The sequence below is a fragment of the Corynebacterium maris DSM 45190 genome (assembly GCF_000442645.1).
Classification (GTDB): Bacteria; Actinomycetota; Actinomycetes; order Mycobacteriales; family Mycobacteriaceae; genus Corynebacterium; species Corynebacterium maris.
Genome location: NC_021915.1, coordinates 2,414,215 through 2,439,536 on the forward strand (window position 1 = coordinate 2,414,215; position 25,322 = coordinate 2,439,536).

Annotated in this window: 24 protein-coding genes; 10 read left to right on the forward strand and 14 right to left on the reverse strand. The window is 68.7% G+C overall.

Annotation, left to right across the window (positions count from 1 at the left end; genetic code table 11):
* Positions 1-10 precede the first annotated feature (10 nt).
* Complete coding sequence (otsB, locus tag B841_RS13920; protein WP_020935617.1) at positions 11-1,321, forward strand: trehalose-phosphatase; 1,311 nt, start codon at positions 11-13, stop codon at positions 1,319-1,321.
* Here otsB and B841_RS11270 read toward each other — a convergent pair.
* Positions 1,318-2,442: a LacI family DNA-binding transcriptional regulator gene (locus B841_RS11270; RefSeq protein WP_041631886.1), complete on the reverse strand. Its 1,125-nt coding sequence runs from the start codon at positions 2,440-2,442 to the stop codon at positions 1,318-1,320. The two genes, otsB and B841_RS11270, sit on opposite strands and share 4 nt — an antisense overlap.
* A gap of 91 nt (positions 2,443-2,533) precedes the next feature.
* Between B841_RS11270 and B841_RS11275 the strand changes: the two genes are divergently transcribed.
* Genes B841_RS11275 through B841_RS11285 form a run of 3 tightly spaced genes read left to right on the forward strand, consistent with a single transcriptional unit; the run spans position 2,534 to position 5,111 of the window.
* A complete protein-coding gene (locus tag B841_RS11275) occupies positions 2,534-3,451 on the forward strand; it encodes a metal ABC transporter solute-binding protein, Zn/Mn family (protein WP_020935619.1) in 918 nt (305 codons plus the stop codon).
* Between the two features lie 49 nt (positions 3,452-3,500).
* Positions 3,501-4,202 (forward strand): metal ABC transporter ATP-binding protein, encoded by a 702-nt coding sequence (locus tag B841_RS11280; RefSeq protein WP_020935620.1) that lies wholly within the window; start codon positions 3,501-3,503, stop codon positions 4,200-4,202.
* On the forward strand, positions 4,203-5,111 hold the full coding sequence (locus B841_RS11285; protein WP_020935621.1) for a metal ABC transporter permease: 909 nt from the start codon (positions 4,203-4,205) through the stop codon (positions 5,109-5,111). It begins immediately after the preceding gene.
* A 19-nt stretch (positions 5,112-5,130) separates the two neighbouring features.
* Here the strand turns inward: B841_RS11285 and B841_RS11290 are convergent, their stop codons facing one another.
* The 8 genes from B841_RS11290 to B841_RS11325 all read right to left on the reverse strand — a co-directional run bounded on the left by B841_RS11290 (position 5,131) and on the right by B841_RS11325 (position 11,850).
* Entirely contained in the window at positions 5,131-6,093 is a 963-nt protein-coding gene (locus B841_RS11290) for a TIGR03885 family FMN-dependent LLM class oxidoreductase (RefSeq protein ID WP_020935622.1), read from the reverse strand.
* Positions 6,094-6,191: 98 nt separating this feature from the next.
* Positions 6,192-6,623, reverse strand: a complete 432-nt coding sequence (locus B841_RS11295; protein WP_020935623.1) for a DoxX family protein — start codon at positions 6,621-6,623, stop codon at positions 6,192-6,194.
* 109 nt (positions 6,624-6,732) lie between these two features.
* Positions 6,733-7,683 (reverse strand): 23S rRNA (guanosine(2251)-2'-O)-methyltransferase RlmB, encoded by a 951-nt coding sequence (gene rlmB, locus B841_RS11300; RefSeq protein ID WP_020935624.1) that lies wholly within the window; start codon positions 7,681-7,683, stop codon positions 6,733-6,735.
* Between the two features lie 15 nt (positions 7,684-7,698).
* Positions 7,699-9,102 (reverse strand): cysteine--tRNA ligase, encoded by a 1,404-nt coding sequence (gene cysS, locus B841_RS11305; RefSeq protein ID WP_020935625.1) that lies wholly within the window; start codon positions 9,100-9,102, stop codon positions 7,699-7,701.
* Between the two features lie 80 nt (positions 9,103-9,182).
* Positions 9,183-9,980, reverse strand: coding sequence for a glucosamine-6-phosphate deaminase (gene nagB / locus B841_RS11310; protein WP_020935626.1), 798 nt, complete (start codon positions 9,978-9,980; stop codon positions 9,183-9,185).
* Between the two features lie 69 nt (positions 9,981-10,049).
* Positions 10,050-10,532 carry a 2-C-methyl-D-erythritol 2,4-cyclodiphosphate synthase gene (gene ispF / locus B841_RS11315; RefSeq protein WP_020935627.1) on the reverse strand — a complete coding sequence of 161 codons (483 nt, stop codon included), beginning with the start codon at positions 10,530-10,532 and terminating at the stop codon, positions 10,050-10,052.
* Positions 10,529-11,278 carry a 2-C-methyl-D-erythritol 4-phosphate cytidylyltransferase gene (ispD, locus tag B841_RS11320; RefSeq protein WP_020935628.1) on the reverse strand — a complete coding sequence of 250 codons (750 nt, stop codon included), beginning with the start codon at positions 11,276-11,278 and terminating at the stop codon, positions 10,529-10,531. The genes ispF and ispD overlap by 4 nt, the downstream gene beginning before the upstream one ends.
* A gap of 5 nt (positions 11,279-11,283) precedes the next feature.
* Positions 11,284-11,850, reverse strand: coding sequence for a CarD family transcriptional regulator (locus B841_RS11325; protein ID WP_020935629.1), 567 nt, complete (start codon positions 11,848-11,850; stop codon positions 11,284-11,286).
* Between the two features lie 238 nt (positions 11,851-12,088).
* Here B841_RS11325 and B841_RS11330 point away from each other — a divergent pair, with 238 nt between their 5' ends.
* The 3 genes from B841_RS11330 (at position 12,089) to disA (ending at position 15,313) form a co-directional block, all read left to right on the forward strand.
* Entirely contained in the window at positions 12,089-12,655 is a 567-nt protein-coding gene (locus B841_RS11330; RefSeq protein WP_020935630.1) for a hypothetical protein, read from the forward strand.
* 100 nt (positions 12,656-12,755) lie between these two features.
* The gene (radA, locus tag B841_RS11335) at positions 12,756-14,168 is read left to right on the forward strand and encodes a DNA repair protein RadA (protein ID WP_020935631.1); all 1,413 of its coding nucleotides are present in this window, start codon (positions 12,756-12,758) and stop codon (positions 14,166-14,168) included.
* A 74-nt stretch (positions 14,169-14,242) separates the two neighbouring features.
* Entirely contained in the window at positions 14,243-15,313 is a 1,071-nt protein-coding gene (gene disA, locus B841_RS11340; RefSeq protein ID WP_020935632.1) for a DNA integrity scanning diadenylate cyclase DisA, read from the forward strand.
* Between the two features lie 9 nt (positions 15,314-15,322).
* Here disA and B841_RS11345 read toward each other — a convergent pair whose 3' ends face one another.
* Together B841_RS11345 and B841_RS11350 are read right to left on the reverse strand one after the other, a co-directional pair.
* The gene (locus tag B841_RS11345; protein WP_020935633.1) at positions 15,323-16,063 is read right to left on the reverse strand and encodes a hypothetical protein; all 741 of its coding nucleotides are present in this window, start codon (positions 16,061-16,063) and stop codon (positions 15,323-15,325) included.
* A complete protein-coding gene (locus B841_RS11350; RefSeq protein WP_052337769.1) occupies positions 16,060-16,731 on the reverse strand; it encodes a carbonic anhydrase in 672 nt (223 codons plus the stop codon). The genes B841_RS11345 and B841_RS11350 overlap by 4 nt, the downstream gene beginning before the upstream one ends.
* A gap of 39 nt (positions 16,732-16,770) precedes the next feature.
* Between B841_RS11350 and B841_RS11355 the strand changes: the two genes are divergently transcribed.
* The 3 genes from B841_RS11355 to B841_RS11365 all read left to right on the forward strand — a co-directional run bounded on the left by B841_RS11355 (position 16,771) and on the right by B841_RS11365 (position 20,197).
* Complete coding sequence (locus tag B841_RS11355) at positions 16,771-17,649, forward strand: HhH-GPD family protein (protein WP_245561046.1); 879 nt, start codon at positions 16,771-16,773, stop codon at positions 17,647-17,649.
* 158 nt (positions 17,650-17,807) lie between these two features.
* Complete coding sequence (locus B841_RS11360; protein ID WP_020935636.1) at positions 17,808-18,722, forward strand: AEC family transporter; 915 nt, start codon at positions 17,808-17,810, stop codon at positions 18,720-18,722.
* 83 nt (positions 18,723-18,805) lie between these two features.
* Positions 18,806-20,197 (forward strand): lipase family protein, encoded by a 1,392-nt coding sequence (locus tag B841_RS11365; RefSeq protein ID WP_020935637.1) that lies wholly within the window; start codon positions 18,806-18,808, stop codon positions 20,195-20,197.
* An 8-nt stretch (positions 20,198-20,205) separates the two neighbouring features.
* On the opposite strand, the gene B841_RS11370 is transcribed toward B841_RS11365, so the two are convergent.
* From B841_RS11370 to B841_RS11380, 3 genes are all read right to left on the reverse strand, one after another.
* Complete coding sequence (locus B841_RS11370) at positions 20,206-20,916, reverse strand: metallophosphoesterase family protein (RefSeq protein ID WP_156844801.1); 711 nt, start codon at positions 20,914-20,916, stop codon at positions 20,206-20,208.
* Between the two features lie 87 nt (positions 20,917-21,003).
* A complete protein-coding gene (locus B841_RS11375; protein WP_020935639.1) occupies positions 21,004-22,281 on the reverse strand; it encodes a Na/Pi symporter in 1,278 nt (425 codons plus the stop codon).
* 207 nt (positions 22,282-22,488) lie between these two features.
* Positions 22,489-25,272: an ATP-dependent Clp protease ATP-binding subunit gene (locus tag B841_RS11380; protein ID WP_020935640.1), complete on the reverse strand. Its 2,784-nt coding sequence runs from the start codon at positions 25,270-25,272 to the stop codon at positions 22,489-22,491.
* Positions 25,273-25,322: the final 50 nt, after the last annotated feature.

Consider the following 25,322-nt stretch of genomic DNA (forward strand, 5'->3'; position numbering starts at 1 on the left):
GGTTGGGGTCATGAACCCCAGCCTGCATGATGTGGCGACGGCGGAAACCTTGCTGGTCGTCTCCGACTTCGACGGCACCTTGGCCGGCATCGTCCCCGACCCGTCGGCGGTGCCCGTGCACCGCGGGGGCCTGGGGGCCTTGGCCCGTTTGGCCGGGCTGCCGGGCACGACGGTGGCCATTCTCTCCGGCCGCGGGCGGGAGGATCTGCGGCGGGTGTGCCCGTTGCGGGCGCCGGTGGTGTTGGCGGGTTCGCACGGGGCGGAGTCCGGCGAGCACGGCGTCACCCTCACCGACGAGATGGCCGCGGCCCTGGAGTCGGTGGCCGCGGAACTGGACTCGTTGACCCGCTCCGACGGCTCCGCCTATGTGGAGCGCAAGCCTTTCCAGACGGTGTTTCACGTGGCGCCATTGGCCGCCCGGGACCCGGCGGCCGCCGCCGCGCTGTTGGAGCAGGCGCGGTTGGTTTATGCGCACGGCACGACCGTGGCCGGCGGGAAGAACATCGTGGAGTTCTCCGCGGCCACGGTGACCAAGGGAACCTGGATCGCGGCGGAGCGCGCGCACGTGGGGGCCGGGCGCACGGTGTTCGTCGGCGATGACGTCACGGATGAAAACGGGTTCGCCGCCCTCGGCCCGGACGACCTGGGGGTGAAGGTCGGTGACGGGGAGACCCTGGCCGCAGTGCGGGTGCCCGACCGGGACGCGGCGGCGGAGTGGTTGACGCAGCTGGCCGCCGCCCGCGCCGCGCACACGGGCATTCCTTCAGACCGCGCCGCGCGTTGTCAGGCCGTGGCCGCCGGGTTCACCGCCGTGGCGGTCCAGGTCACCGATTGGGAGGCGCAGACCCCCTGCGAGCAGTGGCTCGCGCGTGACGTCGTCGCCCACCTGACTCACTGGTATCCACACAATCTGGCGCGGGCGGGAGTCGACCTGCACCTGACGGTCGACGCACAGGCCGACCCTCTGGGCGCCTGGTACGAGTTGGCCCGGGCGGCGCAGGAGGTGCTGGAGGATCCGGCGCGGGCGCAGGCCGTCTACGCCGCCGGCCCCGACGAAGGAAAGACGGTGGAGCAGGTGACGAACGGATACTTCATTCCGGACGTGTTCATGCACACCTGGGATCTGGCGCGTTCGCAGGGTATGAGAGTGGGGCTGGACCCGGATTTCGCGCGGCGTCAGCTCCGGGGCCTGCAGGGGCTCGGCGAGGCGCTGCAGGACGGCGGCCGGTTCGCCGAGCCGCGTGAGGTCCCGGAGGGCGCGTCGGCGGGCGATGAGTTGATGGCCTTCAGCGGGCGCGACCCGGAGTTCGGGCTGCGTTAAATCTCGCGCCCCGGGGCTGGGTTGGCGACGGTGGCGCCGGGCAGGAACGAGGTGGGCAGGATCTTGCGCGGCGTCTTTAACGGTATGGGCCGGTCGGCGGCGTGGGCGTCGATGAGTTCGCCGAGCATGGCGCCGGCGGCGGCGCCTTTGGCCTTGTTGGGTTGGGCGACGGTGGTCAGGCCGCGGGTGCGCGCGAGCTCGACGCCGTCGAAGCCGGTGACGGAGAGATCCCTCGGCACGCTTTTGCCCTGGCTGCGGGCGTAGGCCAACACACCGAAGGCCATGGAGTCGGTGGTGCACAGCACGGCGGTCAGGTCCGGGTGGGCGGTGAGCAGTTCGCGGGCGGCGTCGACGGCGGTGGCGTGGTCGTTGTGGTGGCGGGCGACGACGGGCACGCCGGCGGGGTCGATGCCGGCGGCGGCGAAGACGTCGAGGGCGCCGGTGATGCGTCCGCGTTGGACGTGCAGGGTGGCGTCGTCGAGGAGGTGGCCGTCGACGGGCCCGTCGTGGCGTATGCGGGTCAGGCGTTTGGCCAGGACGCCGATGCGACGGTGGCCGGCGTGGACGAGTGCCTCGGCTGCGGGGGTGATCGCGGCGGCGTCGTCGATGCCGACGTACGGCAGATCGGTGTCGTAGGGCTGGTCGCAGACGACCATGGGGACGCCGCGGGAGCGGACGGCGTCGAGGTTGGGGTCGTCGGCGGCGACGGAGTAGACGATGAAACCGTCGACCACGGCGCGGTGGATCAATTCGGGGCCGGCGGCCAGGTCGTCGCCGGATCCGACGGGCACGAGGGTGAGTGAGTTTTCGGTGCCGTAGGAGGATTCGGCGAGCCCGGCGAGGAAGTCGACGGAGGCGTGGTCCTCGAAGGCGTAGGACAGCTGCTCGGTGAGCAGGACGCCGATGGAGCCGACGCGGCGGGTGCGCAGGGAGCGGGCCGCGGGGTCGGGGCCGGGGTAACCGCGGGCTTCGGCGGCGGCGAGTATTTTGGTGCGCAGCGCCGTGGAGAGCTGATCTGGGTGGTTGTAGGCGTTGGAGACGGTGGTGCGGGACACACCGAGGTCGGCCGCCAACGACGCCAACGTGCCCTTGCGGGGTGCGCGCGAAGACCTGGGTGCCATGTCTAAAGAATCTACCGGGGCAGGCAAGTCGGCGAGTTTTCAATTGATTTTCACCTTGACAATCATTTTCATTAAGGACAATGATGGGGTCATGCACCCAGTCCCCCGCCGCCGCGCCAGCCGTGCCGCCACGGCCGCCCTCGCCGTCTGCGCCCTCGCCCTCACCGCCTGTTCGACCACCGGGGAGGCCGCCGAGGACGACGGGCTCAGCGTGGTCACCTCCACGGCGATCTGGGGAGACGTCGCCGACGCCGTGCTCACCGACCAAGACGCCGCCGTCCACCCGATCGTGGAAGCCAGAAACGTCGACCCCCACTCCTTCGAACCGGCCGCCGCCGACCTGGTGCGCGCCTCCGAGGCCGACTTGGTCGTCGTCGGCGGCGGCGGTTACGACGCCTGGCTCTACCGCGACCTGACGGAAGGCGGCGACGGACCCGAGGTCATCCACGCACTGCCGCTGGCCGGGCACGACCACAGCCACGACGACGGGCATGACCATGACCATGACCACGAGAGCAACGAACACATCTGGTACGACACCGAGGCCGTCGCCGCCGTCGCGTCCGACCTCGCCGCCGCCGTCACGGCGCTCGATCCGGAGGCCGAGGTCGACGCCCAGCCGGTCATCGACGAAATGGCCGCCCTCGCCGAGCGCGTCGCCGCCCTGCCGGACCTGCGCGTGGCACAGACCGAAACCATCGCCGACTACCTCGTCGCGGACTCCGGCATGAAAGACGTCACCCCGGAGTCCTACCGCTCCGCGGCGCTGCGGCACACCGAACCCGCCGCCGCCGACCTCGCGGCGTTTTTAGAGCTCATCGACTCCGGCGACCTGGAGCTGCTGATCCACAACCCGCAGACCAAGACCGACATGAGCGAGCGCATCCGCGACGCCGCCGAAGACGCGGGCGTCTCCGTCGTCGAGATCGGCGAAACCCCGCCGGAGGGGACCGACTTCCTCGACTACTTCCACCAGATCATCGACGAGCTGGAAACCGTCGCCGCATGACGTCTCTTCCCGAGAGCATGATCCGTGCCGCAAAAGTAGGATGTTGAGAATGCTGGTCAGCTTCACCGACGCCGCCATCGAGCCCTTGTGGTCGGGGCTCAATCTCACGATTGAACCAGGCGAATTCATCGCCGTCCTCGGCCCCAACGGAGTCGGAAAATCCACCCTCCTGGGCACCGTCCTGGGCACCCGGCGCCTCACCGGGGGGAGAGTGGACGTCAACGCGCGTGTCGGCTTCATCCCGCAACAGCGGATGTTCCCGCAAGATTTACCCATGCGGGCCCGCGACCTCGTGTCCCTGTCACTGTCCCACGGCGTCGTGCGCCGCCGCTCCCCCCGCCGTGAGCGAGTCGACGCCCTGTTAGAGGCCGTCGGGGCGACGGGCCTCGCCGACCGCCGGGTGGGCACCCTGTCCGGCGGGCAACAACAACTGATCCGCCAGGCCCAGGCATTGGCCAACGACCCGCAGCTGCTGCTGGCCGACGAACCCTTACTCAGCCTGGACCTCGCCCGGCAGCAGGACACCGTGGCGAAGCTGGACCAACGCCGCCGCGAGCACGGCACCTCCGTGCTGTTCGTCACCCACAGCGTCAACCCCGTCATGGGCGTGGTGGACCGGCTGCTCTACCTCGCCCCGCACGGCCACACTCTGGGCACCGTCGACGAGGTCATGCGCACCGAGGTGCTGTCCCGGCTCTATGGCGCACACGTGGAAGTCCATCGCCTCGGCGACCGGCTGGTGGTGTTGTAGATGGACGCGTTTTTCGCCGACACCGCCGCGCTGCTGAGCGCGGACTTCGTGCAGCAGGCCATCGTGGCCTCTGCCCTGCTGGGGCTGCTGTCCGGGGTGATCACCCCCCTGATCGTGCTGCGCCAGATGTCGTTTTCCGTGCACGCCACCAGCGAGCTGGCGCTGATGGGCGCGGCCGCGGCGCTGCTCTTCGGCCTCAACGTCGGCCTGGGCGCCGTCGCCGGCGCCATCGTCGCCGCCATCGTCCTGGCCCTGTTGGGCATGCGCGGGCAGCAGGACTCCGCCATCGGTGTGGTGATGAGCTTCGGGCTCGGCCTGTCCGTGTTGTTCCTGCACCTGTACCCCGGCAACTCCTCCACCGCGATGAGCCTGCTCACCGGCCAGGTCGTGGGCATCTCCGCGGCGTCGACGTGGCTGCTGACCGCCGTGACGGTGGTCGTGGTCGGCGCGGTCGTCCTGTTGTGGCGGCCGCTGCTGTTCGCCAGCGCCGACCCCGTCATGGCGCAGGCCGCCGGGCTGCCGGTGCGCACGCTGTCGATTGCTTTCGCGGTGCTCGTCGGCCTGGCCAGCGCCCAGGGCGTCCAAATCGTCGGCGCCCTGCTGGTGATGGCCATGCTCATCACCCCGGGCGCGGCGGCCGTACAGATCACCTCCTCGCCGTTGCGGGCGGTGCTGTGGGCCGTGCTCTTCGCGGAAATCGCGGCCGTCGGCGGGCTGATCCTGTCCCTGGCCCCGGGCCTGCCGGTCAGCGTCATGGTCACCTCGCTGTCGTTCGCGATCTACCTGATCTGCCGCGCCATCGGCGCCGCCCGCTCCCGGCGCGCCACCCGCGACGAGGTGGCCGCCGCGAAGCACACGGGCGGCAGCGTGTGCTTCCCGGAGACGTCTTCTCCCCCGTCGACACAGTGATCTTCCGGCCAGCGCTTTCTCAGCGCAACTGTGGCAGCACGTGTGCGCCGAAGGCCTCGATGAACGGCCCCTGGTCTTGCCCCACGTGGTGCAGGTAGATTTCGTCGAAGCCGATGTCCCGGTACTGCTGCAGCCAGTGGACGTGGCGGTCGAGGTCGGCGGAGACGTTCACCGCGCCGCGGACGTCGTCGACCGTGACCTGTTCTTCCTCCGCGCGGCGTTCGTAGTCCTCCGGCAGGGCCAGGTCCGCCATGACGGGTGGGGCGAAGACGTTGGTGCGCCACTGTTCGTGGGCGATGGCCGCGGCCTCGTCCTCGGTCTCCGCCCAGCTCAGGTGCACCTGCAGGATCGCTTTCCCTGTGCCTCCGCCGGCGCGGTAGGCGGCGAGCATGTCGCGTAGGTCGTTCAGGGGTTGGTTGACGGTGGTCAGGCCGTCGACTTGGGCTGCGAAACGTCGGGCGGTCTCTGTGGTCAGCGCCGGCAGGATCATCGGTGGCCGGGGGTCGGGCACGTCCCAGATCCGGGCGCGGTCCACGGTGACTTCGCCGTGGTGGGTGATCCGCGCCCCGTCGTGCAGTTCGCGGATGACCTGCAGGCACTCCCCCAGGCGGCGTTGCCGGGCCTCTTTGTCCGGCCACGGTTTGCCGGTGACGTGTTCGTTGAGGAATTCGCCGCTGCCCGGGGCGAACCAGAAGCGGCCGGGGAACATCTCGGCCAGGGTGGCCGCGGCGTGGGCGATCATCGTCGGGTGATGCCGGTAGCCGGGGGCGGTGACCACCCCGAAGCGCAGGGAGGTGGTCGCCAGTGCGGCGCCGAGCCAGGACCAGGCGAAGCCGGAGTGCCCCTGCTGCGCGGACCAGGGCTCTAGGTGGTCGGAGCAGGACGCGGCGTCAAAGCCGGCGGCTTCGGCGCGCTGCACGTCGCGCAGCAGCGTGGCGGGGCCGATCTGTTCGTGAGAGGCGTGGAACCCGATGACGGTCATGGTGGGTGTCTTTTCGGCTGGGCTACGAGGTCGTGTGCCTCAAGTTTGCCCATTGCTCCGCGGCTTCGCCACCGTCGGGGAGAGGTGACCCGGCTCCCTCAGGAGCGGCGGGCGGGGATGCCGCCGGCCCAGAGTGCCGCGGCAATCAACGCGGGCTGGCCGAACAGGCGGCCCAGGCGTTTGGCGTCGCTGTCAAGGCCGAAGGCGTCGGTGCGTTCGGCGTATTGGGCGATGTTGCCGGGGAAGATGAGGGCGTAGAACGCGGCCAGGGCCGTGCCAGTGACCTTCCGGTGCTTCGGCAGCGCTAGCAGGGCCGCACCGAGCCCGATTTCCGCGACGCCAGAGCCTAGGACCACGAGGTCTTTGCTGGCGGGGAACCAGTCGGGCACCTGCGCCTGAAATTCTTTTCGGGCGGTGGTCAGATGCGAGACACCGGCGAAAGTCATCGCCCCGCCGAGCGCCAGCCGGGTCAGCGTCTGCGAGCGGCGCGGGCGGGAATCGGTGCGGGCGGGGTGGTTTTGGTCGGCCATGGCGCCTCCTGGGCGGGATCAAGCGGCGACCGGTCGCCGCCGCGAGGAATCCGCCAGTGTAACCCCGCCCGGGTCGGATCTGCGCCGGAGACAGCCTCCGGGGCGGGTGTTACTTGCCGACGCGGCGCTGGCGAGCGAACTCGCTCAAGACCACGCCTGCGGCGACGGACGCGTTGAGCGATTCGACCCAGTCGGTGGTGGGCACCGACATGATCACGTCGCAGTTTTCGCGCACTAGGCGCGAGATGCCCTTGCCTTCGGAGCCGACGACGATGACCACCGGGTCGGTGCCGCCGTCGTAGGTGTCCAGGGTGTGCTGGCCGCCGGCGTCGAGGCCGACGACCTGGTAGCCGTTTTTCTGGAATTCCTGCACGGTGCGCGTCAGGTTGGTGGCGCGCGCCACCGGCAGGCGCGCCGCGGTGCCGGCGGAGGTGCGCCAGGCGACGGCGGTGACTCCGGCGGAGCGGCGCTCCGGGATGATCACGCCGCTGCCGCCGAACGCGGCGGTGGAGCGGATCACGGCGCCGAGGTTGCGGGGGTCGGTGATGTTGTCGAGGATGACGAACATGCCCGGGGCGGGTGCATCGGCGGCCTCGGCGATCAGGTCGGAGACCTCGGCGTACTTGTACGGCGGGATCTGCAGGCCGAGGCCCTGGTGCATGCCGTTGCCGGTCATGTTGTCCAGGTCCTGGCGCGGCACCTCGAGGATCGGGATGCCGCGGGAGTTGGCGATGGCCACGGCTTCCGACAGGCGGTTGTCGTTGCCGGTGCCCTGCGCGACGTAGAGCCCCAGTGCGGGGACCTTGGCGTGCAGGCACTCGATGACCGGGTTGCGGCCGACGACCAGCTCGGTGGTGGCCTCCTTGGTGTGGCGGCCGGAGTCGCGGCGCTTGCGCTCGATCTTGCGCTTGTGCGCCGCGTGGTAGACGCGGTCCTCCGCCTTCGGGGTCGCGCCCTTGCCCTCCAGGCCGCGGCGGCGTTGGCCGCCGGAGCCCTTGACGGCGCCCTTCTTGTTGCTCTTGCGGACGCCACGGCGGTCGTGGTTGGGGTTAGCTGCCATACGGGTGCTTCTTTCTTACTTGATCGACCACTGGGGGCCGTCGGGGGTGTCGGTGACGTCGACGCCGGCTTCGTTGAGCCGGTCGCGGACGGAGTCTGCGGCGTCCCAGTCCTTCTCGGCGCGGGCGACGGTGCGTCGCTCGAGCTCTGCGCGGACCAGCACGTCGAGGGCGTGGTGGGTGGAGCCGTCGTCGGAGGCGCCGGCGTCCGCCCACTGCGGTGCGAGCGGGTCGACGCCGAGCACGCCGGTCATGGCGCGGACGGTTTCGGCGAGGCGGCGAATCTCCTCGGTGTTCTTGTCCGCCAGCGCCGAGTTTCCGGCGCGCACGGTGTTGTGGATCTCGGCCAGGGCGCGCGGCACGGCGAGGTCGTCGTCCATGGCCTCGGCGAAAGCGTCCGTCCACGCGCCGACCTCGACGTCGCCGACGACGTCGACGGCGCGGTGGAGGAAATCCTCGATGCGACGGTAACCGGCCGCAGCCTCCTCCAACGCCGGTTGGGAGTATTCGAGCACGCTGCGGTAGTGCGCCGAACCGAGATAGTAGCGCAATTCCACCGGGCGCACGATTTTCAGCAGCTCCGGCACCGCCAGCACGTTGCCCAGGGACTTGGACATCTTTTCCCCGGCCATGGTAACCCAGTGGTTGTGCATCCAGTAGGCGGCGAAGTCGTCGCCCGCGGCATGCGCCTGGGCGATCTCGTTTTCGTGGTGCGGGAACTGCAGGTCCAGGCCGCCGGCGTGGATGTCGAAGCTGTCGCCCAGATACCAGGTGGCCATGGCGGAGCACTCCAGATGCCAGCCCGGCCGGCCCTCGCCCCAGGGGGTGGGCCAGGACGGCTCGCCGGGCTTGGCGGCCTTCCACAGGGCGAAGTCCAGCTGGTTGCGTTTACCGGTGTGATCGGTCTCGCCTTGTTCCATCTCCTCGACGCGGTTGCCGGACAGCGACCCGTAGTCGGAGCCTTCCGCCCGCGTCCAGGCGACGACGTCGAAGTAGACGGAGCCGTCGGAGACGTAGGCGTAGCCGTTGTCGATCAGACGCTGCATGTAGGTGACCATCTGGGTGATGTGGCCGGTGGCACGTGGTTCGACGGACGGCGGCAGCACGCCCAGGGCGTCGTAGGCGGCCGTGAACTCGCGTTCGTAGGTGCTGACCCACTCCCACCAGGGGCGGCCGTGCTCCGCGGCCTTGGTCAGGATCTTGTCGTCGATGTCGGTCACGTTGCGCACGAAAGCGACGTCGTAGCCCGTGGCCAGCAACCAGCGGCGCAGCACGTCGAATGCCACGCCGCTGCGCAAATGGCCGATGTGCGGCTGCGCCTGCGGCGTCGCACCGCACAGGTAGATCGACGCATGGCCCTTCCTCAAAGGGACGAACTCACGCTGCGAACGGGTACCGGTGTCATAGATGCGTAGGGTCACGGGCCCCAGTCTACGGGGTGGGCCGCAGTTTCCGGCCACGCAGCGCCTGACCGCCGAGGGCACTGCCCGAGGGGCTGGAATCAGGCCTCGACCGGGCGGCCGTCGACGGCGCTCCATGCCGGGCGGGACTCCTCCACGTGGCGGTAGTAGTCCGTGCGCACCAGGCCGCTGGCGGCGTCGGCGTCGATGACCAGGGTGGTGCGGTCGTGCATCTGCAGGGCGCTGGCCGGGCAGGAGGCGCTCAGCGGGCCTTCGACCATGGCCGCGATCGCGTCGGCCTTGCCGAAGCCGGTGGCCAGCAGCAGCGGCTGTTCGCAGTCGAGGATGGTGCCCAGGCCCTGGGTCAGGGCGTGGGTGGGCACTTCCTCGATGGAGTCGAAGAACCGGGAGTTGTCGCTGACGGTCTGCGCGTGCAGCGTCTCGACGCGGGTGCGCGCCTTCAGCGGGGACGCCGGCTCGTTGAAGCCGATGTGGCCGTTGGTGCCGATGCCCAGGATCTGCACCGAGATGCCCCCGGATTCCCGGATCGCGGCGTCGTACTTTTCCGCGGCGAGCCAGGGCTTGGGGTTCAGCCCGTCGGGGCTGTGCACGACGGCGTCGTCGATGTCGATGTGGGCGGTGAACTCGTCCCGGATGAAACGGTAGTAGCTCTGCTCGTGCTCCGGGGACAGGCCGATGTACTCGTCCAGCAGGTAGGCCGTGCACCCGGCGAAGGACAGCCCCTCTTCGCGGTGGCGGCGGATCAGTTCCTGGTAGGTCGCGACCGGGGTGGAACCCGTGGCCAACCCTAAGACCGCTCCGCGGCGGACGTAGGTGGCGACGATGTCGGCGGCCGTGACCGCCACCTCGTCCGGGGTGTCGCGAATCAGAATTTCCATGCGCGCAACTCTACTGCCCGACGCCGCCGCACGGGAGAAGAGCACCCGATTTTCCCCCGAATGGGACGATCAGCCCCGCCAGACCACCGCGGTGGCGATCGCCGCGCGACCTTCGCCGCGGCCCGTGAACCCCATCGTGTCGGTGGTGGTCGCGGACACCGACACCGGCGCCCCGAGCACCTCACTGAGCACCCGCTGCGCCTCCTCGCGCCGCGGCCCCATCTTCGGGGTCTGCCCGATCAGCTGGGCGGAGGCGTTGCCGATGACAAAGCCTTCCCGTTCCAACAATTCGCGGCATTCCCGCAGCAGGCGGGCGCCGGACACGCCGTCGTACTCGGCGCGGCCGACGCCGACGAAAGAGCCCAGGTCGCCGAGGTTCGCGGCGGACAACAGGGCGTCGACGATGGCGTGGGAGACGACGTCGCCGTCGGAATGGCCCTCACAGCCGTCGGCACCCTCGAAGCGCAGGCCGGCGATCCAGCAGTCCTTGCCGGCTTCGATCTGATGGGCGTCGAAAGCCGTGCCGACGCGGGGGATGATGGGTTCGGTCATTCTCCGGACACCTCGAATACGGTCGGTTCGGCCTCGTCCACGATGGTGCGGGCCAGGGTCAGGTCGATGGGGGTGGTGATCTTGAACGCCATGGGGTCGCCCTGCACGACCTTGACCGAGCTCCCGTGCCACTCCATGAGCGAGGAATCGTCGGTGGCGATGAAGCCTGGGTCGGCGGCGGCGAAGTATTTTTCGTTGGCGGCCCGCAGCTGCGCCAGGTCGAAGCCCTGCGGGGTCTGCACCGCCCGCAGGCTGGCGCGGTCCGGGGTGCCGTGCACCGTCTCCGAGTCGACGTCGACCCGCTTGATGGTGTCGGCGACCGGCACGGCCGGGATGACCGCGTCACGCCCGTGCAGGACGGCGTTGGCGACCCGGGCGATCATGCCGGGCGGGGTCAGCGCGCGCGCCGCGTCATGGATGAGCACGACGGCTTCGGTGGCCGCGATGGCCTGCAACCCGGCCCACACGCTGTCGGCGCGTTCGCCGCCGCCGTGGACCAGGCGGATGGGAACCTCGGCGGCGTCGTCAAGCAGACCGGCCCTGCCCAGCACCTCCCGGGCGTAGGACTCCATGTCGGGGCTGACGAGCACGAGGACCTCGTCGACGATCGCGGAGGTGATCATCGCGGTCACGGAACGCTCCACGAGCGTGCGCCCGCGCAGGCTGACGAAGGCCTTCGGCAGTTGCGCCCCCAGCCGCGTCCCCCGCCCCGCCGCGGCGACGACCGCGTAGACCCGCCTGGCCACCTCAGTTAATCCTCGTCGTCGAAGCTCAGGTCGTCGAGGTCGACGTCGTCGGAGATCTCGTCCGCGTTCTTCTCCGCGTTATGGCGGGCAATCATGTCGGACATGTCTTTCTCGAACTTGGCCACCTTGTCGTCGTCGACGGGCTTGGCGCGCGACAGCTCGCCCACGAGGATGTGGCGGGCCTTACCCAGCATGCGCTTCTCGCCCGCGGACAGGCCCTTGTCCTGGTCGCGGCGCCACAGGTCGCGGACGACCTCGGCGACCTTGTTGATGTCGCCGGAGGCCAGCCGCTCCTGGTTCGCCTTGTACCGGCGCGACCAGTTGCCCGCCTCTTCGACGTCGGTTTCCCGCAGGACGCCGAAGACCTTGCGCAGGCCGTCCTCGCCCACGACGTCGCGGACGCCGACGAACTCGGCGTTTTTGATCGGCACCCGGACCGTCAGGTCGGACTGGAGGATCTTCAGAACCAGAAACTGGAGCTCTTCGTCCCCCATCTGCCTGGTCTCGATGTCCGTAATTTCGGCCGCACCGTGGTGCGGATACACCACGACTTTGCCGACCTCGTATTCCATTCCCACTCCTCCGGCTCTAGCGCAACCTTCGCGCATCACGCATTCAAGGTATTCTCAACCGCCCGATTCTACCATGGCCGCAACCCCCGCAGCCGGGGCGGCGAACTCCGCCGAAGGTTTGACCCCACCACCCCCGACCCGGACGTGAGCTTCCACCGGAAGTCGGTCTCGGCGCGGGTAACCAACTAGGGTGGAGTCCTGTTATACCGATTCTGACGAATAGTGTGGAGGACACCCCGTGAAGTCTCTGAAGTCGGCCGCCCGCCGCGGCAGCATCATCGCCGCCGCCGGCGTCTCCGCCCTGGCCCTGTCCGCCTGTTCGGCGGGGCAGGTCACCCAGACCGCCGACCAGGTCGCCGCGGTCGACGGCAACTTCGCCGCCAGCACCGATCCGGCCGTGTCCGTGCGCGACGTCACCGTCCTGCTCAACGACGTCACGGGCGAGGCCGCCCTGAAGTTCGGCGCCTCCAACGAGGACTACTCCGGAGAACCGGTCACCCTCGAGTCCGTCACCGTCGACGGCCAGGACGTCGAGATGGACGCCGTCGACCCGATCGGTCAGGACTGCGTGCTCATCGGTGACACCGCCGACAACCTGGAGGCGATGCCGCAGGCCGACGAGGACATCGCCTGCATCCAGTACACCGAAACCTCTCTGGAGAACGAGGACTTCCCCTACGGCGGCAACGTGCCGGTGGTCTTCTCCTTCGACTTCGGCGACATCGAGCTCGACGCCACCGTCGCCGCGCACACCCTGCCGGCCGGAGAGGTCGACCGCGACTACTCCACCCCGGGTCCGGCCTAAGCCCGCAGCTTTCAGACGCCCGGAACCCGCCGCACGGCCGGCGGGTTCCGGGCGCTCGCCGTATTTGCGGTGTCCGCCACCCGCTCTAGGATTCTGAGGCATGGCCAAGAAACCACGAAGCGTCCACACCTGCTCGGAGTGCGGCTACGCCTCCCCCAAATGGTTGGGACGCTGCCCGGAATGCGGCTCCTGGGGCACCCTGCAAGAATCCGCCGCGCCCACCAAAGCCGGCTCCGCCGCCGCAGCCGCCGTCAGCGGCACAGCCCCCGCCGGGCTGACGCCCACCACCCCGGCCCAGCCGATCACCAAGATCGACGCCACCGCCTCGCATGTGGTCTCCTCCGGCATCGGCGAACTCGACCGGGTTTTGGGCCGCGGCGTCGTCCCCGGCTCCGTGGTGCTGATGGCCGGTGAACCGGGCGTCGGCAAGTCCACCCTCCTGCTGGAAGTCGCCTCCAAATGGGCCCAGCAACCCGCCGACGACGGCGCCGGCACCCGCACCGCGCTGTACGTCACCGCCGAGGAATCCGCCGGCCAGGTCCGCGCCCGCGCTGAACGCACCGACGCGCTCAAAGACACGCTCTACCTCGCCGCCGAATCCAACCTGGACGTCATCTTCGGCCACGTCAACCAGCTCAAACCCTCCCTGATCATCATCGACTCCGTGCAGACCATGCACGCCTCCGGAGTCGAAGGCGTGGCCGGCGGCGTCGCCCAATCCCGCGCCGTCACCGCCGCGCTGACCACCCTGGCCAAAACCACCGGCATCCCCATCCTGCTCGTCGGACACGTGACCAAAGACGGCAACGTCGCCGGCCCCCGTGTGCTCGAGCACTTGGTCGACGTCGTCCTCAACTTCGAAGGCGACCGCCAGACCAGCCTGCGCATGCTGCGCGGCATCAAAAACCGCTTCGGCGCCACCGACGAAGTCGGCTGCTTCGAGCAAACCGCCGACGGCATCCGCGAAGTTCCCGACCCCTCCGGACTCTTCCTCTCCCACCGCGGCGAAACCCCCGACGGCTCCGCCGTGACCGTCGCCATGGACGGCGTGCGCCCCATCCTCGCCGAAGTACAGTCCCTGACCGTGGACCCGGTGGCCAAAAGCCCCCGGCGCGTGGTCACCGGCCTGGACTCCAACCGGGTGCCGATGGTGCTGGCCGTGCTGCAAGCGCGCGCCGGGGAACGCACCAACGACAAGGACGCTTACGTGGCCACCGTCGGCGGCATGCGCATCACGGAAACGGCCACGGACCTGGCGGTCGCCCTGGCGACGTGGTCGAGCCTGCACGAGTCGCCGCTGCCGCCGAAGACGGTGGTCATCGGCGAGGTGGGGTTGGCCGGGGAGCTGCGTCGCGTGCCGAATCTCTCCCGCCGCCTCGGCGAGGCGGCCCGCCTGGGCTATCAGTACGCCGTCGTTCCGGACGGCGAGGACCTGCAGGTGCCCGGCATGCGCGTCGCGCCGTGTTCGACGCTGCGGGAGGCGATCACGGCGGTGGCGCCGCGGCGTGGCTAGGAAGAACTCGCCCGGCCGCCCGCCCCCGAAGGCGAGGCCGGACCTGCGCTGACCTACGGCATACACTTTCGAGCATGACCGAGTCGACCGCCCCAGAGCACGCCCCCACCCTGGACGAGACGCTGCAACGCCTCGCCCCCGGCACCCACCTGCGTGACGCGCTGGCCCGCATCCAGCGCGGCAACACCGGCGCCATCATCGTCGTCGGCGACGGCGCCGACGTGATCAGCCTGTGCGACGGCGGCATCGAGTTCGACGTCCCCTTCGCCCCGACCCGCCTCCGGGAACTGTGCAAGATGGACGGCGCCGTCATCTTGAGCGACGACGGCACCCGCATCCGCCGCGCCAACGTCCAACTGGTGCCCTCCCCCAGCCACCCCACCCAGGAATCCGGCACCCGGCACCGCAGCGCCGAACGCACGGCCCTGCAGACCGGTCGCCCGGTGGTCGCGGTCAGCCAGTCGATGAACATCATCACCCTGTACGTCGACGGCGTCCGTCACGTCCTGGAGGAGCCGGCGACCATTCTCGCCCGTGCGAACCAGGCCATCGCCACCATGGAGCGCTACCGCACCCGCCTCGACACCGCCAACCAGCGCCTATTCACGTCAGAACTGGGCGGTTACGCCACCGTCCACTCGGTGGCGTCCGTGTTGGAGCGCGAGGTGATGCTCAAGCGCGTCGGATTGGAGCTCGACCGTGACGTCCTGGAGTTGGGCACCGACGGCCGGCAACTGAATCTTCAGCTCACGGAGCTGCGCGGCGACAACGACCGGGAAATCTCCATGCTGCTGCGCGACTACCTGGTTTCTGCGGGCCCGCCCTCCGACGAGCAGCTTGCCGACGCCCTGGTCTCCCTCGACCGGCTCGCCGACGCGGACCTGCTGAAGTCGACGAACATCTCCCGCATCCTGGGGCTGCCCGCCACCGAGGAGGCGCTGGCGCAGTGGATCGTGCCCCGCGGCTACCGCGTGCTCTCCCGCATCCCGCGGGTGCAGCCTTTCCTGATGGACGAGGTCGTCGCCGCCTTCAGCGACGTGCGCAGCCTGCTCAAGGCGTCGGAAGAGGACCTGGCGGCCGTCGACGCCGTCGGCGCGCTCTGGGCGCGGCACATCCACGACGGGCTCCGCGGCTGGCGCCGCTGAAGCGGCGCGCTATCCCGTGAGGTTGAAGGTGTACGCCGGGGAGGGGTTGTCGCCGACGACGGCGTGCAGGAAGTAGCTGCCGCCCGACACCTCCGGACGGTCCGTGCACTGCCCCGGCGAAGAAGCGGTGCCTGACCAGACGGCCTCGAAGTAACGGCTGGAGTCGGACTCGAAGGTTTCCTCGCCGCTTTCGATGGCGTCGTAGCAGTCGACGTCGGACCAGACGCGCTCATTGGTGGCCAGGTCGTAGACCTCGAAACGCAGGGTCTGCTCGTCGAGGTCGATCTCGCAGTCCGCCCCGGTGGGGTTTTCGACGGTCATGTAGAAGGTGGGCAGGTCCCCGGCGGCGTAGGTCGGCTGGTCGCTGTTGGCGACGATGTTCAGGTCCCGCAGCGCGCAGGTGTCCGACTCCGGCTCCTCGGTCTCTTCGTCCTCGGCCTCCGGGTAGGGCGAGGCCGGCAGCTCCTCGTCCTCGGGCACGGGTTCATTCGAGGTGGGCGTCTCCCCCGTCGCCTCTTCGCCCTCGTCGGGGGCGAGCTCGTCTTCCGACCCTTCGGCGGCCGGGGCGGCCATCGGCGAGGTGGTCTCGGTGGTGGTCTCCTCGCCGCCATCGCCGCGGGATCCGCCCCAAGCGACCAGACCCCAGATGACCAGGGCGACGACGACCAACAGCGCCACGGCGGCCGCGATGCGGCGGCGGACGTAGTATTTTTCGGGGAGTCGCTTGGAGTCGGAGCTGCGGTATGTCACACCCCTAACTTTAGAACCCCATCCGTGGCCAGGGAGCCACTGCGCTTGGGCGTGTCTCCGACTCCCGCGGACATGATCGTTTCGACGCGGCTGTCGGACAACAGATACCGGGCCGCGACCAGGCCCACGGAGCCGTCCTTGAGCTTCTGTCCCAGGCGCGGCATCGTGCCGGCGAGCTGCTCCGCCATCTGGGCGGCGTGGCGGCGTTCGAATTCATAGGATTCGGTCTTGCCCTCAGACTTAGCCACCATGATCGACGGGGCGACGCGTTCCACCAGCACCCGCTGATGATCGTCCGGGATCTTGCCGTTGTCGACGGCGGCGCGGGCCGCGGCGACCGCGCCGCAGGACTCGTGGCCTAAGACGATGACCAGCGGCACCTCCAGGGAGTTGACGGCGTAGGAGATGGACCCCATGACCGATTCCCCGAGGATTTCGCCGGCGGTGCGCACGACGAAGAGGTCGCCGAGGCCGGCGTCGAAGATCAACTCGACGGGCACCCGCGAATCCGAGCACGCGAGCACCACGGCGATGGGGTTCTGCCCGTCGCGCAACTGCGCACGGCGGTCCAGGTCGGTGTTCGCGTGGCTGGCCTGCTGAGCCGCGAAACGTTCGTTCCCGGCGAGCAATTGCTCCCAGGCTTCCTTGGGCGAGTAGTGGGTTGGCATACCTGTAGTTTTACACTTCCGGCCTAAACTGGGTGCATTGTGTCGACTGTGAACGAGATTTTAGTTGAGTGGTACCGCGCCAATGCACGGGATCTTCCCTGGCGACGGCCGGGCACGACGGCGTGGGGCGTGCTGCTGTCCGAGGTGATGAGCCAGCAGACTCCCGTCGCCCGGGTCGCGCCGATCTGGGAAGAGTGGGTGCGCCGGTGGCCGGACCCGGCGAGTTTCGCCGCGGCGGGCGCCGACGAGGTGCTGCGCGCCTGGGGCACCCTCGGCTACCCCAGACGGGCCCTGCGACTGCTGGAGTGCGCCCGGACGATCGTCGCTGAGCACGACGGCGAGGTCCCGGCCGACGTCGACGCGCTGCTGGCGCTGCCGGGCATCGGTGATTACACCGCGCGTGCGATCGCGTGCTTCCATTTCGGTCAGAACGTGCCGGTGGTGGACACGAACGTCCGTCGCGTGCATGAACGGTTGATCGAGGGGAATTTCTTGCAGCCGCCCGCCGCCAAGGCCGAGTTGAAGAAGGTCGCCGCCCTGCTTCCCCACGACGGCACCGGCCCCACCGTCTCCGTGGCCGTGATGGAGCTGGGCGCCACGGTCTGCACCGCCCGCAGCCCGGAATGTGAGGTGTGCCCGGTGCGGGCGCATTGCGCCTGGCAGGCCGCCGGCCGCCCCGCGCCGTCGGCGGAGGACGCCGCCGCGGCGAAGAAGCGGGTGCAGAAGTTCGTGGGCACCGACCGGCAGGTCCGGGGTAAGATCATGGCCGTGCTGCGCTCCGCGAGTGAGCCGGTGGGCATGGGCGCCATCGACGCCGTGTGGCCGGATGCCTCACAACGCTCTCGCGCCCTGTTCTCCCTCATCGAGGACGGCTTGGCGGAGCAGAACGAAGACGGCAGGTTCCACCTGCCGGGGTAGGCGGCGCCGCGGGCCCAGGGGCGCCCGCTGAACTTTTTCGGGGGCGGACACAAGATGGATCCCGCTCGGCGCGGGGCGGGGATTCCTATACTGGCGCTCATCCTCCGTGGCCGCGTGCCCGGCCGTGCCTGTATTTCCGCTCCAAGGTGCCCTGAAACATGCTCAACATCATCACGGCTTTCGCGATCATTTTGCTGGTGATCGCCGTCGGTTACCTCCTCAACCGGAGCGGCGTGCTGCGCACCGACGCCGACCGCGGCGTGATCAACCGGGTGGTGTTTTACGCGGCGTTGCCCGCCCTGATGTTCTCGGAAGTCTCCCAGACGGACGCCTCCGACCTCCTGTCGCCGGTCATCCTGGTCACGTTGGTCGCCACGGTGCTCACCGGCGTGGCCTACTGCGTGATTTCGGTGATTTTCCTGCGTCGGGACCTGCCCACCACCGCCGCCGGCGCGGGCGCCAGCCTGTACGTCAACGCCGTCAACATCGGACTGCCGGTGATGAGCTACGTGCTGGGCGACGCGGCCTACATGGCGCCGATCATCATCATTCAGGCCGTGTTGATCAACCCGCTGCTGTTGGCGGGGTTGGCCTCCGGCGGGGTGAAGGTCTCCCAGCTGCTGCGGCGCTCCCTGTTTACCCCGGTGATGGTGGCGACGCTCGTGGGCCTGGTGTTCACCCTTTCGCCGTGGTCCGTGCCGGAGCCGATCCTCGCCCCCGCCAGCATCCTCGGCGCGGCGGCGGTCCCGCTCGTGCTGGTCAGTTTCGGCGCCTCGCTGGGCGCCACCCGAGTGCTGCAGGTGCGCGAGGACCGGCCCTCGGTGCTCACCGCCTCCGCCATGAAGTTGGTGGGCATGCCTGCGATCGCCTGGGGCGTGGGTCTGCTGTGGGGGCTGGAGGCCGAACAGCTCTACGCCGTGCTCATCCTGGCGGCGTTGCCGTCTGCCCAGAACGTCTACAATTTCGCCGCCACCTACGGCAAAGGCACCATCGTCGCCCGCGACACCGTATTCATCACCACGTTCGCGGCCTTACCGGTGATGCTGGGAATCGCGGCGTTGTTCGGCCAATAGCGGCGGCGGTGCCGCGCCCTCGGACGGGGGCACTCCAGCCGTCTACGCACTCGCCGGAAATTCCCCGGTTACGGTGAACGGGTATGCCGTGGAACCATCTCACAACAACGCTGGCCCCCCTCCTCGCCGCACTGTCGCTGGCGCCGACGGCGGCCGCCATCCCCAGCGACGCCTTCGCCCCGCCCGCCCCAGCGCATGAACCGGCCCCCGCCCCGGAACAACTCGCCGACGCCGCCGCCCACTCTTTTTCCACCCCCGTCGACCCGTTCCTCTTCGACCCCACCGACCCTTTCTACCTCCCGCCGGAACGCCTGCCGGCCGACCCCGGGACGGTGCTGCGCACCCAGGACGCCCCACACCTGCTCAACGTCGGCGGCGAGAACCTGCCCGGCCACGCCAGCAAGATCCTCTACACCTCCACCCGAGCGGACGGCGCCCCGACGGCCGTCTCCGGCGTCGTCATCGAGCCGGCGCACGCTTGGCCGGGAGACGGCCCCACCCCGACGATCGTTTTTGCACCCGGCACCCGCGGCGGCGGCGACGCCTGCGCCCCCTCCCGGGGCCCCTGGTTGACCGGCGCCGTTGACCCCGTCGGCCAGTCAGTGGGCGTCAATTATGAAATACCGATGTACTACGCGGCGTCTCTGCAAGGCATTCGGGTGGTCGTCACCGACTACATCTGCTTGGGCACCCCAGGGCCGCACACCTACGTCCACCACACAGAAGAAGCGCATGCGGTGCTCGACGCCGCCCGCGCCGGGCTGCGTGCCGCCAGCGCACCCACCGATTCACCACTCGCTTTTTCCGGCTATTCGCAGGGTGGGGGCGCAGCGGCCGCCGCCGCGGAACTGGCCGTGGAATACGCCCCGGAACTCAATGTCAAGGGCACCTACTCGGGGGCTCCGCCAGCGGATCTGCCGGCGGTGATGACCGCCGTCGATGGCTCTCTGATCTCCGGGGTGCTGGGCTATGCGATGGCCGGTTTTTCCGCACGTGACCCTGAGTTCGCCGCCGCGCTCGACGGTATCCTCTCCGATGAGGGACGGGCATTCGTCGACGACAACGCCGCCGGATGCATCGGCGACAGTGCTGTGAACTGGGGCATGCGCCCGACGAACTCTTTGACCGCCAGCGGAGCGAGCCTTTCTGAGGCGGCGTTCGCCGATCCCTACCTCACGGACGCACTGACCGCGCAGAACCTCGGCCAGCGGGGACCCACAGCCCCGGTGATGATCAGTGGCGGCGACCACGACGACGTGATCCCGAACGACCAGGTCCGCCAGCTCGGCCGTACTTACTGCGCCGCGGGTACTCCTGTCTTTTACCTGGAGGAGGCGATGCCGTCGTTGACCGGCGGCGAGCGTTTCGCCGTCGACCACGCCGTCGGCATGCTCATGTCCCAGCCACAGGCGTTGAACTACCTCATCGACCGTTTCTATGAGGTCCCGGTGCCCGACAACTGCGGCGCATTTTAAACTCCGCGTCAGACCGGGACCACCGTCGCGGTCGCCGCGTCCCCGCCGCTGGGGACGCTGACTTCGATGTACTCGCTGCCGCCGGGCACGTCCGGGCGGCGGCGCCACGGCGCCCCCGTGTAGCCGATGAACGGTCGTTCCAGCAGGTGAATCCGGTCGTGGACATGGCCCAACACCCAGCCGGCGTAACCGCGTCCCCTCATCTCCGCCAACGAGGTCGGCAGGCACTCGGAGGTGTCCCACTGCCCTTCCATGGACGTGTGCAGGATGGCCAGCGAAGGCCGGAAGGTGGCCGGGCACTTGCCCACCACCTTCCGCGGATCCCGGTTGACTTCGACGCTGACTGCCGGGAACACGACGTCGACTCCCGGTACCTCAATGAGCGCGGGTTCCGTGCCGGCCACGTACACGCCGTCGAGGGTTGGAAGCTGGCGGTGCAGTCCAGAGGCGACGTCGTGGTTGCCCCAGACGAGCACCACGGGCAACCCCTCGACCACTGCGTGGCGCAGCATGCGTTCCCCGCAGGCGAGCAGCGGCTCAGGGTCATGGACGGCCTTCTTGTCGAAGAAATCACCGGTGATGACTAGCGCGCGACACCCGCGTTCCACGGCTATGTCCACGACCCGCCTGAACCACGGTTCAACCACGTCAGGCTGGCACAACCGGTTGCGTCGGCCAAGGTGTAGGTCACCGATGGCAGCGATACGGCTCTCAGGCATGAGCACAACCTTATATACAGGCACTGCTTTCCTGAGCAAATGTGACACTGTGTCCGGACGCTGTGCCCGCGAAAAGGGGGGCCGCCCCTACAGCAGCATCGTCGCCCCGATGAGAAGGGCGGGGAGGATCAGGAAGACTCCGGCCACCCAGCCGACGACATACATCTTGTTTTCTGCGCCGAGCCGGGCGAGCAGTGACGCCGCCTTGATCGGCAGTGTGCGCAGCCCCGGAGCCCCCATGATCAGCAGGGCGGCGAAGACGTTGTAGAGCAGGTGGATGAACGCCGCCTGCAGCGCCGTCTGGCCTTCCACCCCGCTGAATCCGAAGGCCGCGATGAGTGCGGTGACGGTGGTCCCGATGTTGGCGCCCACGACGAAAGGAAAGATCTGCCGGAGGGAGAACTTGCCGGTGGCCGCCAGCGGCACGGCCAGGGACGTGGTGGTGGACGAGGACTGGACCAGGACCGTCACCAGGGTCCCGGACGCCACGCCCGAGATCGGGCCGCGGCCGATGGCGTTGTGGAACATCTTCTGTGCGGTGCCCACCAGCAGGGCCTTGAGCATTTTGCCGATGAAACTGATGACCGCCAGGATCAGAATGACGCCGATGAGGATCAGAGTGACGCCACCGGTGACGACGCCGAGCGGGGTCACCGCCCACTCCAACAGGGCGACACCGGGTTCGGTGACGACACTGACTGCGGCGCCCGCACCGTCGAAAAGCGCCCCCACCGGGCCGGCGTCCTCGCCGGCCAGCTGCTCCGACAGCCACGCGGAGCTGCGTTGCAGCGGGGCGAAGATCAACTCCAGCGGGAAAAAGATCAGGGCGGCGAGCAGGTTGTACATGTCGTGGACGCTGGCCGCGGCGAAACCGCGCCGGAACATCACCTTGTCGCCGGACAACCCCAGCGACACCAGCGTCGAGGTGACCGTGGTCCCGATATTGGCCCCGAAGAGAATCGGAATGGCGATCTCAATGGGCAGCCCGCCCGCCACCATGCCCACCGTGATGGACGTGGTCGTCGAAGACGACTGGGTCAGCACCGTCGCCAGCACGCCGATCATCAAGCCGACGAAAGGATTTTGTGCGAGCTGGAAGATGTCCGCGGCCCGGTCACCGACGGCCATGCCAAATCCGGAGCCGATGGCGCTGACCGCGGTGATCAACACCCAGACGGCGACTGCGACCACGATCCAGTCAATCACGGTCTTCGTGACGCCAGTCAGGTGAAGGAAGCTCAGCGGGTACTTTTCCTGGGCTTCCCGTTGTTCTTCTGCGGTGATCCCCGCAGTGTTCAGATCTACCGCGTCATCCTGCAGGACGGTCGCGGCCTTGGTCCCGCCCTGGGGGCGTGGATTGGTCATGGCCTCTACCTAAGGGATCAGATGAGGTGCCGGGCACCCGACACACAATCATGTACGGCACCATCGTGCCAAACCGTTGGTATTTCCAATAAATCCGCAGGTGGGTCGCTCTTTTTAGCTGGTTTCCACCACCTGTGCCGATGAGCGAACGACGAAACCCCCGCCCCACCAGAATTCTGGTGGGGCGGGGGCGTCGTGTCGTACAGCTTAGTTCTGCGGCTGCGGGGCGGCTCCGCCGGCGGGTCCGCCGTCGGAGTCGTCGTCCGAACCGCTCTCGCCGCCGGCCAGCACGTCCGGGGTCAGGTCGTCCGGCTGGTCGTCCTCCGGATTGTCGCCGTCCGTGTCAGTGCCGTCCTCGTCCTCGAGGTCGACCTCACGGACGCTGTCGGCGGCCTCCGGAGAGATCTCCGAGAAGGCGCCCTCCGGCAGCGGCTTCGGACGCGGGGTGAAGGTGAAGCGGGCCTCGTCCGTCTTCTTCGACTCGCCGTCCCACCCCTCGACGTCGACGGTGACGATCTCGCCGGCGCCGAGCTCGCCGTAGAGGATCTTCTCGGACATGACGTCCTCGATGTCGCGCTGGATGGTGCGACGCAGCGGGCGGGCGCCGAGGACCGGGTCGAAGCCTCGGTTGGCCAGGAGGTTCCTGGCCTGGTCCGTGAGCTCGACGTCCATGTCCTGCTCGGCGAGCGCCGTGCTCGTGCGGCTGATCAGCAGGTCGACCATCTCGACGATCTGCTCCTGCGTGAGCTGGTGGAAGACCACGATCTCGTCGATGCGGTTGAGGAACTCGGGACGGAAGTGCTTCTTCAGCTCGTCGTCGACCTTGTTCTTCATCCGCTCGTACTGGGCGTCCGAATCCGTGGCGCTGGAGCCGCTGAAGCCCAGGCCGACGGCCTTGGAGATGTCCTGCGTGCCCAGGTTCGAGGTGAAGATCAGGACCGTGTTCTTGAAGTCCACGATGCGTCCCTGACCGTCGGTGAGACGGCCTTCCTCCAGCACCTGGAGCAGGGTGTTGTAGATCTCCTTGTGGGCCTTCTCGATTTCGTCGAACAGCACGACGGAGAACGGCTTGCGGCGCACCTTCTCGGTGAGCTGGCCGCCCTCCTCGTAGCCGACGTATCCGGGGGGAGCACCGAACAGGCGCGACGCCGTGAAGCGGTCGTGGTACTCGCCCATGTCGATCTGGATCAGGGCGTCGTCGTCGCCGAAGAGGAACTCCGCCAGTGCCTTCGACAGCTCCGTCTTACCCACGCCGGACGGGCCGGCGAAGATGAACGAGCCGGACGGGCGCTTCGGGTCCTTCAGGCCCGCACGGGTGCGGCGGATGGCACGGGACACGGCCTTGACGGCTTCGTCCTGCCCGATGATGCGCTTGTGCAGCTCTTCTTCCATGTTGAGCAGGCGGGAGGACTCGTTCTCGGTGAGCTTGAACACCGGGATGCCGGTCCAGTGCGCCAAGACCTCAGCGATCTGGTCGTCGCCGACCTCGGCGATGTCCTCGAGATCGCCGGCGCGCCACTGCTTCTCCTTCTCCGAGCGCTCCTCGCCCAACTTGCGCTCCTTGTCGCGCAGGCCCGCGGCCTTCTCGAAGTCCTGGTCGTCGATGGCCGCCTCCTTCTCGCGGCGGACGTCGGCGATACGCTCGTCGACCTCACGCAGCGACTCCGGAGCCGTCATGCGCTTGATGCGCATGCGCGCGCCGGCCTCATCGATGAGGTCGACGGCCTTGTCCGGCAGGAAACGGTCGTTGATGTAGCGATCTGCGAGGTTCGCCGCGGCGGACAGCGCGCTGTCGGTGTAGGAGACGCGGTGGTGCGCCTCGTAACGGTCGCGCAGTCCCTTGAGGATCAGGATGGTGTTTTCCATGCTGGGCTCGTCGACCTGCACCGGCTGGAAGCGACGCTCCAGGGCGGCGTCCTTCTCGATGTGCTTGCGGTACTCGTCGAGCGTGGTCGCACCGATGGTCTGCAGCTCACCGCGGGCGAGCTTCGGCTTCAGCAGCGACGCCGCGTCGATGGCGCCCTCAGCCGCGCCCGCTCCGACGAGGTTGTGGATCTCGTCGATGAACAGGATGATGTCGCCGCGCTGGTTGATCTCCTTGAGCACCTTCTTCAGGCGCTCCTCGAAGTCACCGCGGTAGCGGGAACCGGCGACCAGCGATCCCAGGTCCAGCGAGTAGACCTGCTTGTCCTTGAGCGTCTCCGGGACCTTGCCGTTGACGATGTCTAAGGCCAGCCCCTCGACGACGGCGGTCTTACCGACGCCCGGCTCACCGATCAGGACCGGGTTGTTCTTCGTGCGGCGGGAGAGCACCTGCATGATGCGCTCGATTTCCTTCTCGCGGCCGACGACCGGATCCAGCTTGCCGTCCTTGGCTGCCTGGGTCAGGTTGCGGCCGAACTGGTCGAGAACCAGGGAGTTGGAGCGGTCGCCGCCCGGCTGACCGCCGCGGCCGCCGGCGGCGGCGCCCGCACCGGCGCCTGCCCCGGCGCCCGCCCCGAGGGCACCCTGGCCGCCACCCTGGCCGCCTTCCTGCCCCTGACCCTGACCACCCTCGTAGCCGGAGAGCAGCTGGATAACCTGCTGACGCACACGCGGCAGGTCGGCCCCCAGCTTGGTCAGCACCTGGGCCGCCACGCCCTCACCCTCGCGGATGAGGCCGAGCAGCAGGAACTCGGTGCCGATGTACTTGTGCCCCATCTGCAGCCCCTCACGCAGGGACAGCTCGAGCACCTTCTTGGCGCGCGGGGTGAACGGGATGTGTCCCGTATGCGGCTGGGTGCCGCGGCCGATGATCTCCTCGACCTCGCGACGCACGTCCTCGAGGTTGATGCCCATCGACTCGAGGGCCTTGGCGGCGACGCCTTCACCCTCGTGGATGAGACCGAGCAGAATATGCTCGGTTCCGATGTAATTGTGGTTGAGCGCGCGCGCCTCTTCCTGTGCGAGAACGATGACGCGACGGGCCCGGTCCGTGAACCTTTCGAACATGTCTGAGTCTCCCTAACCGGTCTAATTGTCTTTAGCTGTCCCCCACTGTA

Bases quoted from the DNA above. Each gene is read 5' to 3' on its own strand.
- disA (WP_020935632.1), top strand. From the start codon at position 14,243: ATGACCGAGTCGACCGCCCCAGAGCACGCCCCCACCCTGGACGAGACG.
- B841_RS11280 (WP_020935620.1), top strand. From the start codon at position 3,501: ATGCTGGTCAGCTTCACCGACGCCGCCATCGAGCCCTTGTGGTCGGGG.
- radA (WP_020935631.1), top strand. From the start codon at position 12,756: ATGGCCAAGAAACCACGAAGCGTCCACACCTGCTCGGAGTGCGGCTAC.
- B841_RS11275 (WP_020935619.1), top strand. From the start codon at position 2,534: ATGCACCCAGTCCCCCGCCGCCGCGCCAGCCGTGCCGCCACGGCCGCC.
- B841_RS11380 (WP_020935640.1), bottom strand. From the start codon at position 25,272: ATGTTCGAAAGGTTCACGGACCGGGCCCGTCGCGTCATCGTTCTCGCA.
- nagB (WP_020935626.1), bottom strand. From the start codon at position 9,980: ATGGAAATTCTGATTCGCGACACCCCGGACGAGGTGGCGGTCACGGCC.
- B841_RS11350 (WP_052337769.1), bottom strand. From the start codon at position 16,731: ATGCCAACCCACTACTCGCCCAAGGAAGCCTGGGAGCAATTGCTCGCC.
- rlmB (WP_020935624.1), bottom strand. From the start codon at position 7,683: ATGGCAGCTAACCCCAACCACGACCGCCGTGGCGTCCGCAAGAGCAAC.
- B841_RS11370 (WP_156844801.1), bottom strand. From the start codon at position 20,916: ATGCCTGAGAGCCGTATCGCTGCCATCGGTGACCTACACCTTGGCCGA.
- B841_RS11285 (WP_020935621.1), top strand. From the start codon at position 4,203: ATGGACGCGTTTTTCGCCGACACCGCCGCGCTGCTGAGCGCGGACTTC.
- ispF (WP_020935627.1), bottom strand. From the start codon at position 10,532: ATGACCGAACCCATCATCCCCCGCGTCGGCACGGCTTTCGACGCCCAT.
- B841_RS11325 (WP_020935629.1), bottom strand. From the start codon at position 11,850: ATGGAATACGAGGTCGGCAAAGTCGTGGTGTATCCGCACCACGGTGCG.
- B841_RS11290 (WP_020935622.1), bottom strand. From the start codon at position 6,093: ATGACCGTCATCGGGTTCCACGCCTCTCACGAACAGATCGGCCCCGCC.
- B841_RS11375 (WP_020935639.1), bottom strand. From the start codon at position 22,281: ATGACCAATCCACGCCCCCAGGGCGGGACCAAGGCCGCGACCGTCCTG.
- B841_RS11270 (WP_041631886.1), bottom strand. From the start codon at position 2,442: ATGGCACCCAGGTCTTCGCGCGCACCCCGCAAGGGCACGTTGGCGTCG.
- B841_RS11365 (WP_020935637.1), top strand. From the start codon at position 18,806: ATGCCGTGGAACCATCTCACAACAACGCTGGCCCCCCTCCTCGCCGCA.
- B841_RS11360 (WP_020935636.1), top strand. From the start codon at position 17,808: ATGCTCAACATCATCACGGCTTTCGCGATCATTTTGCTGGTGATCGCC.
- otsB (WP_020935617.1), top strand. From the start codon at position 11: ATGAACCCCAGCCTGCATGATGTGGCGACGGCGGAAACCTTGCTGGTC.
- B841_RS11295 (WP_020935623.1), bottom strand. From the start codon at position 6,623: ATGGCCGACCAAAACCACCCCGCCCGCACCGATTCCCGCCCGCGCCGC.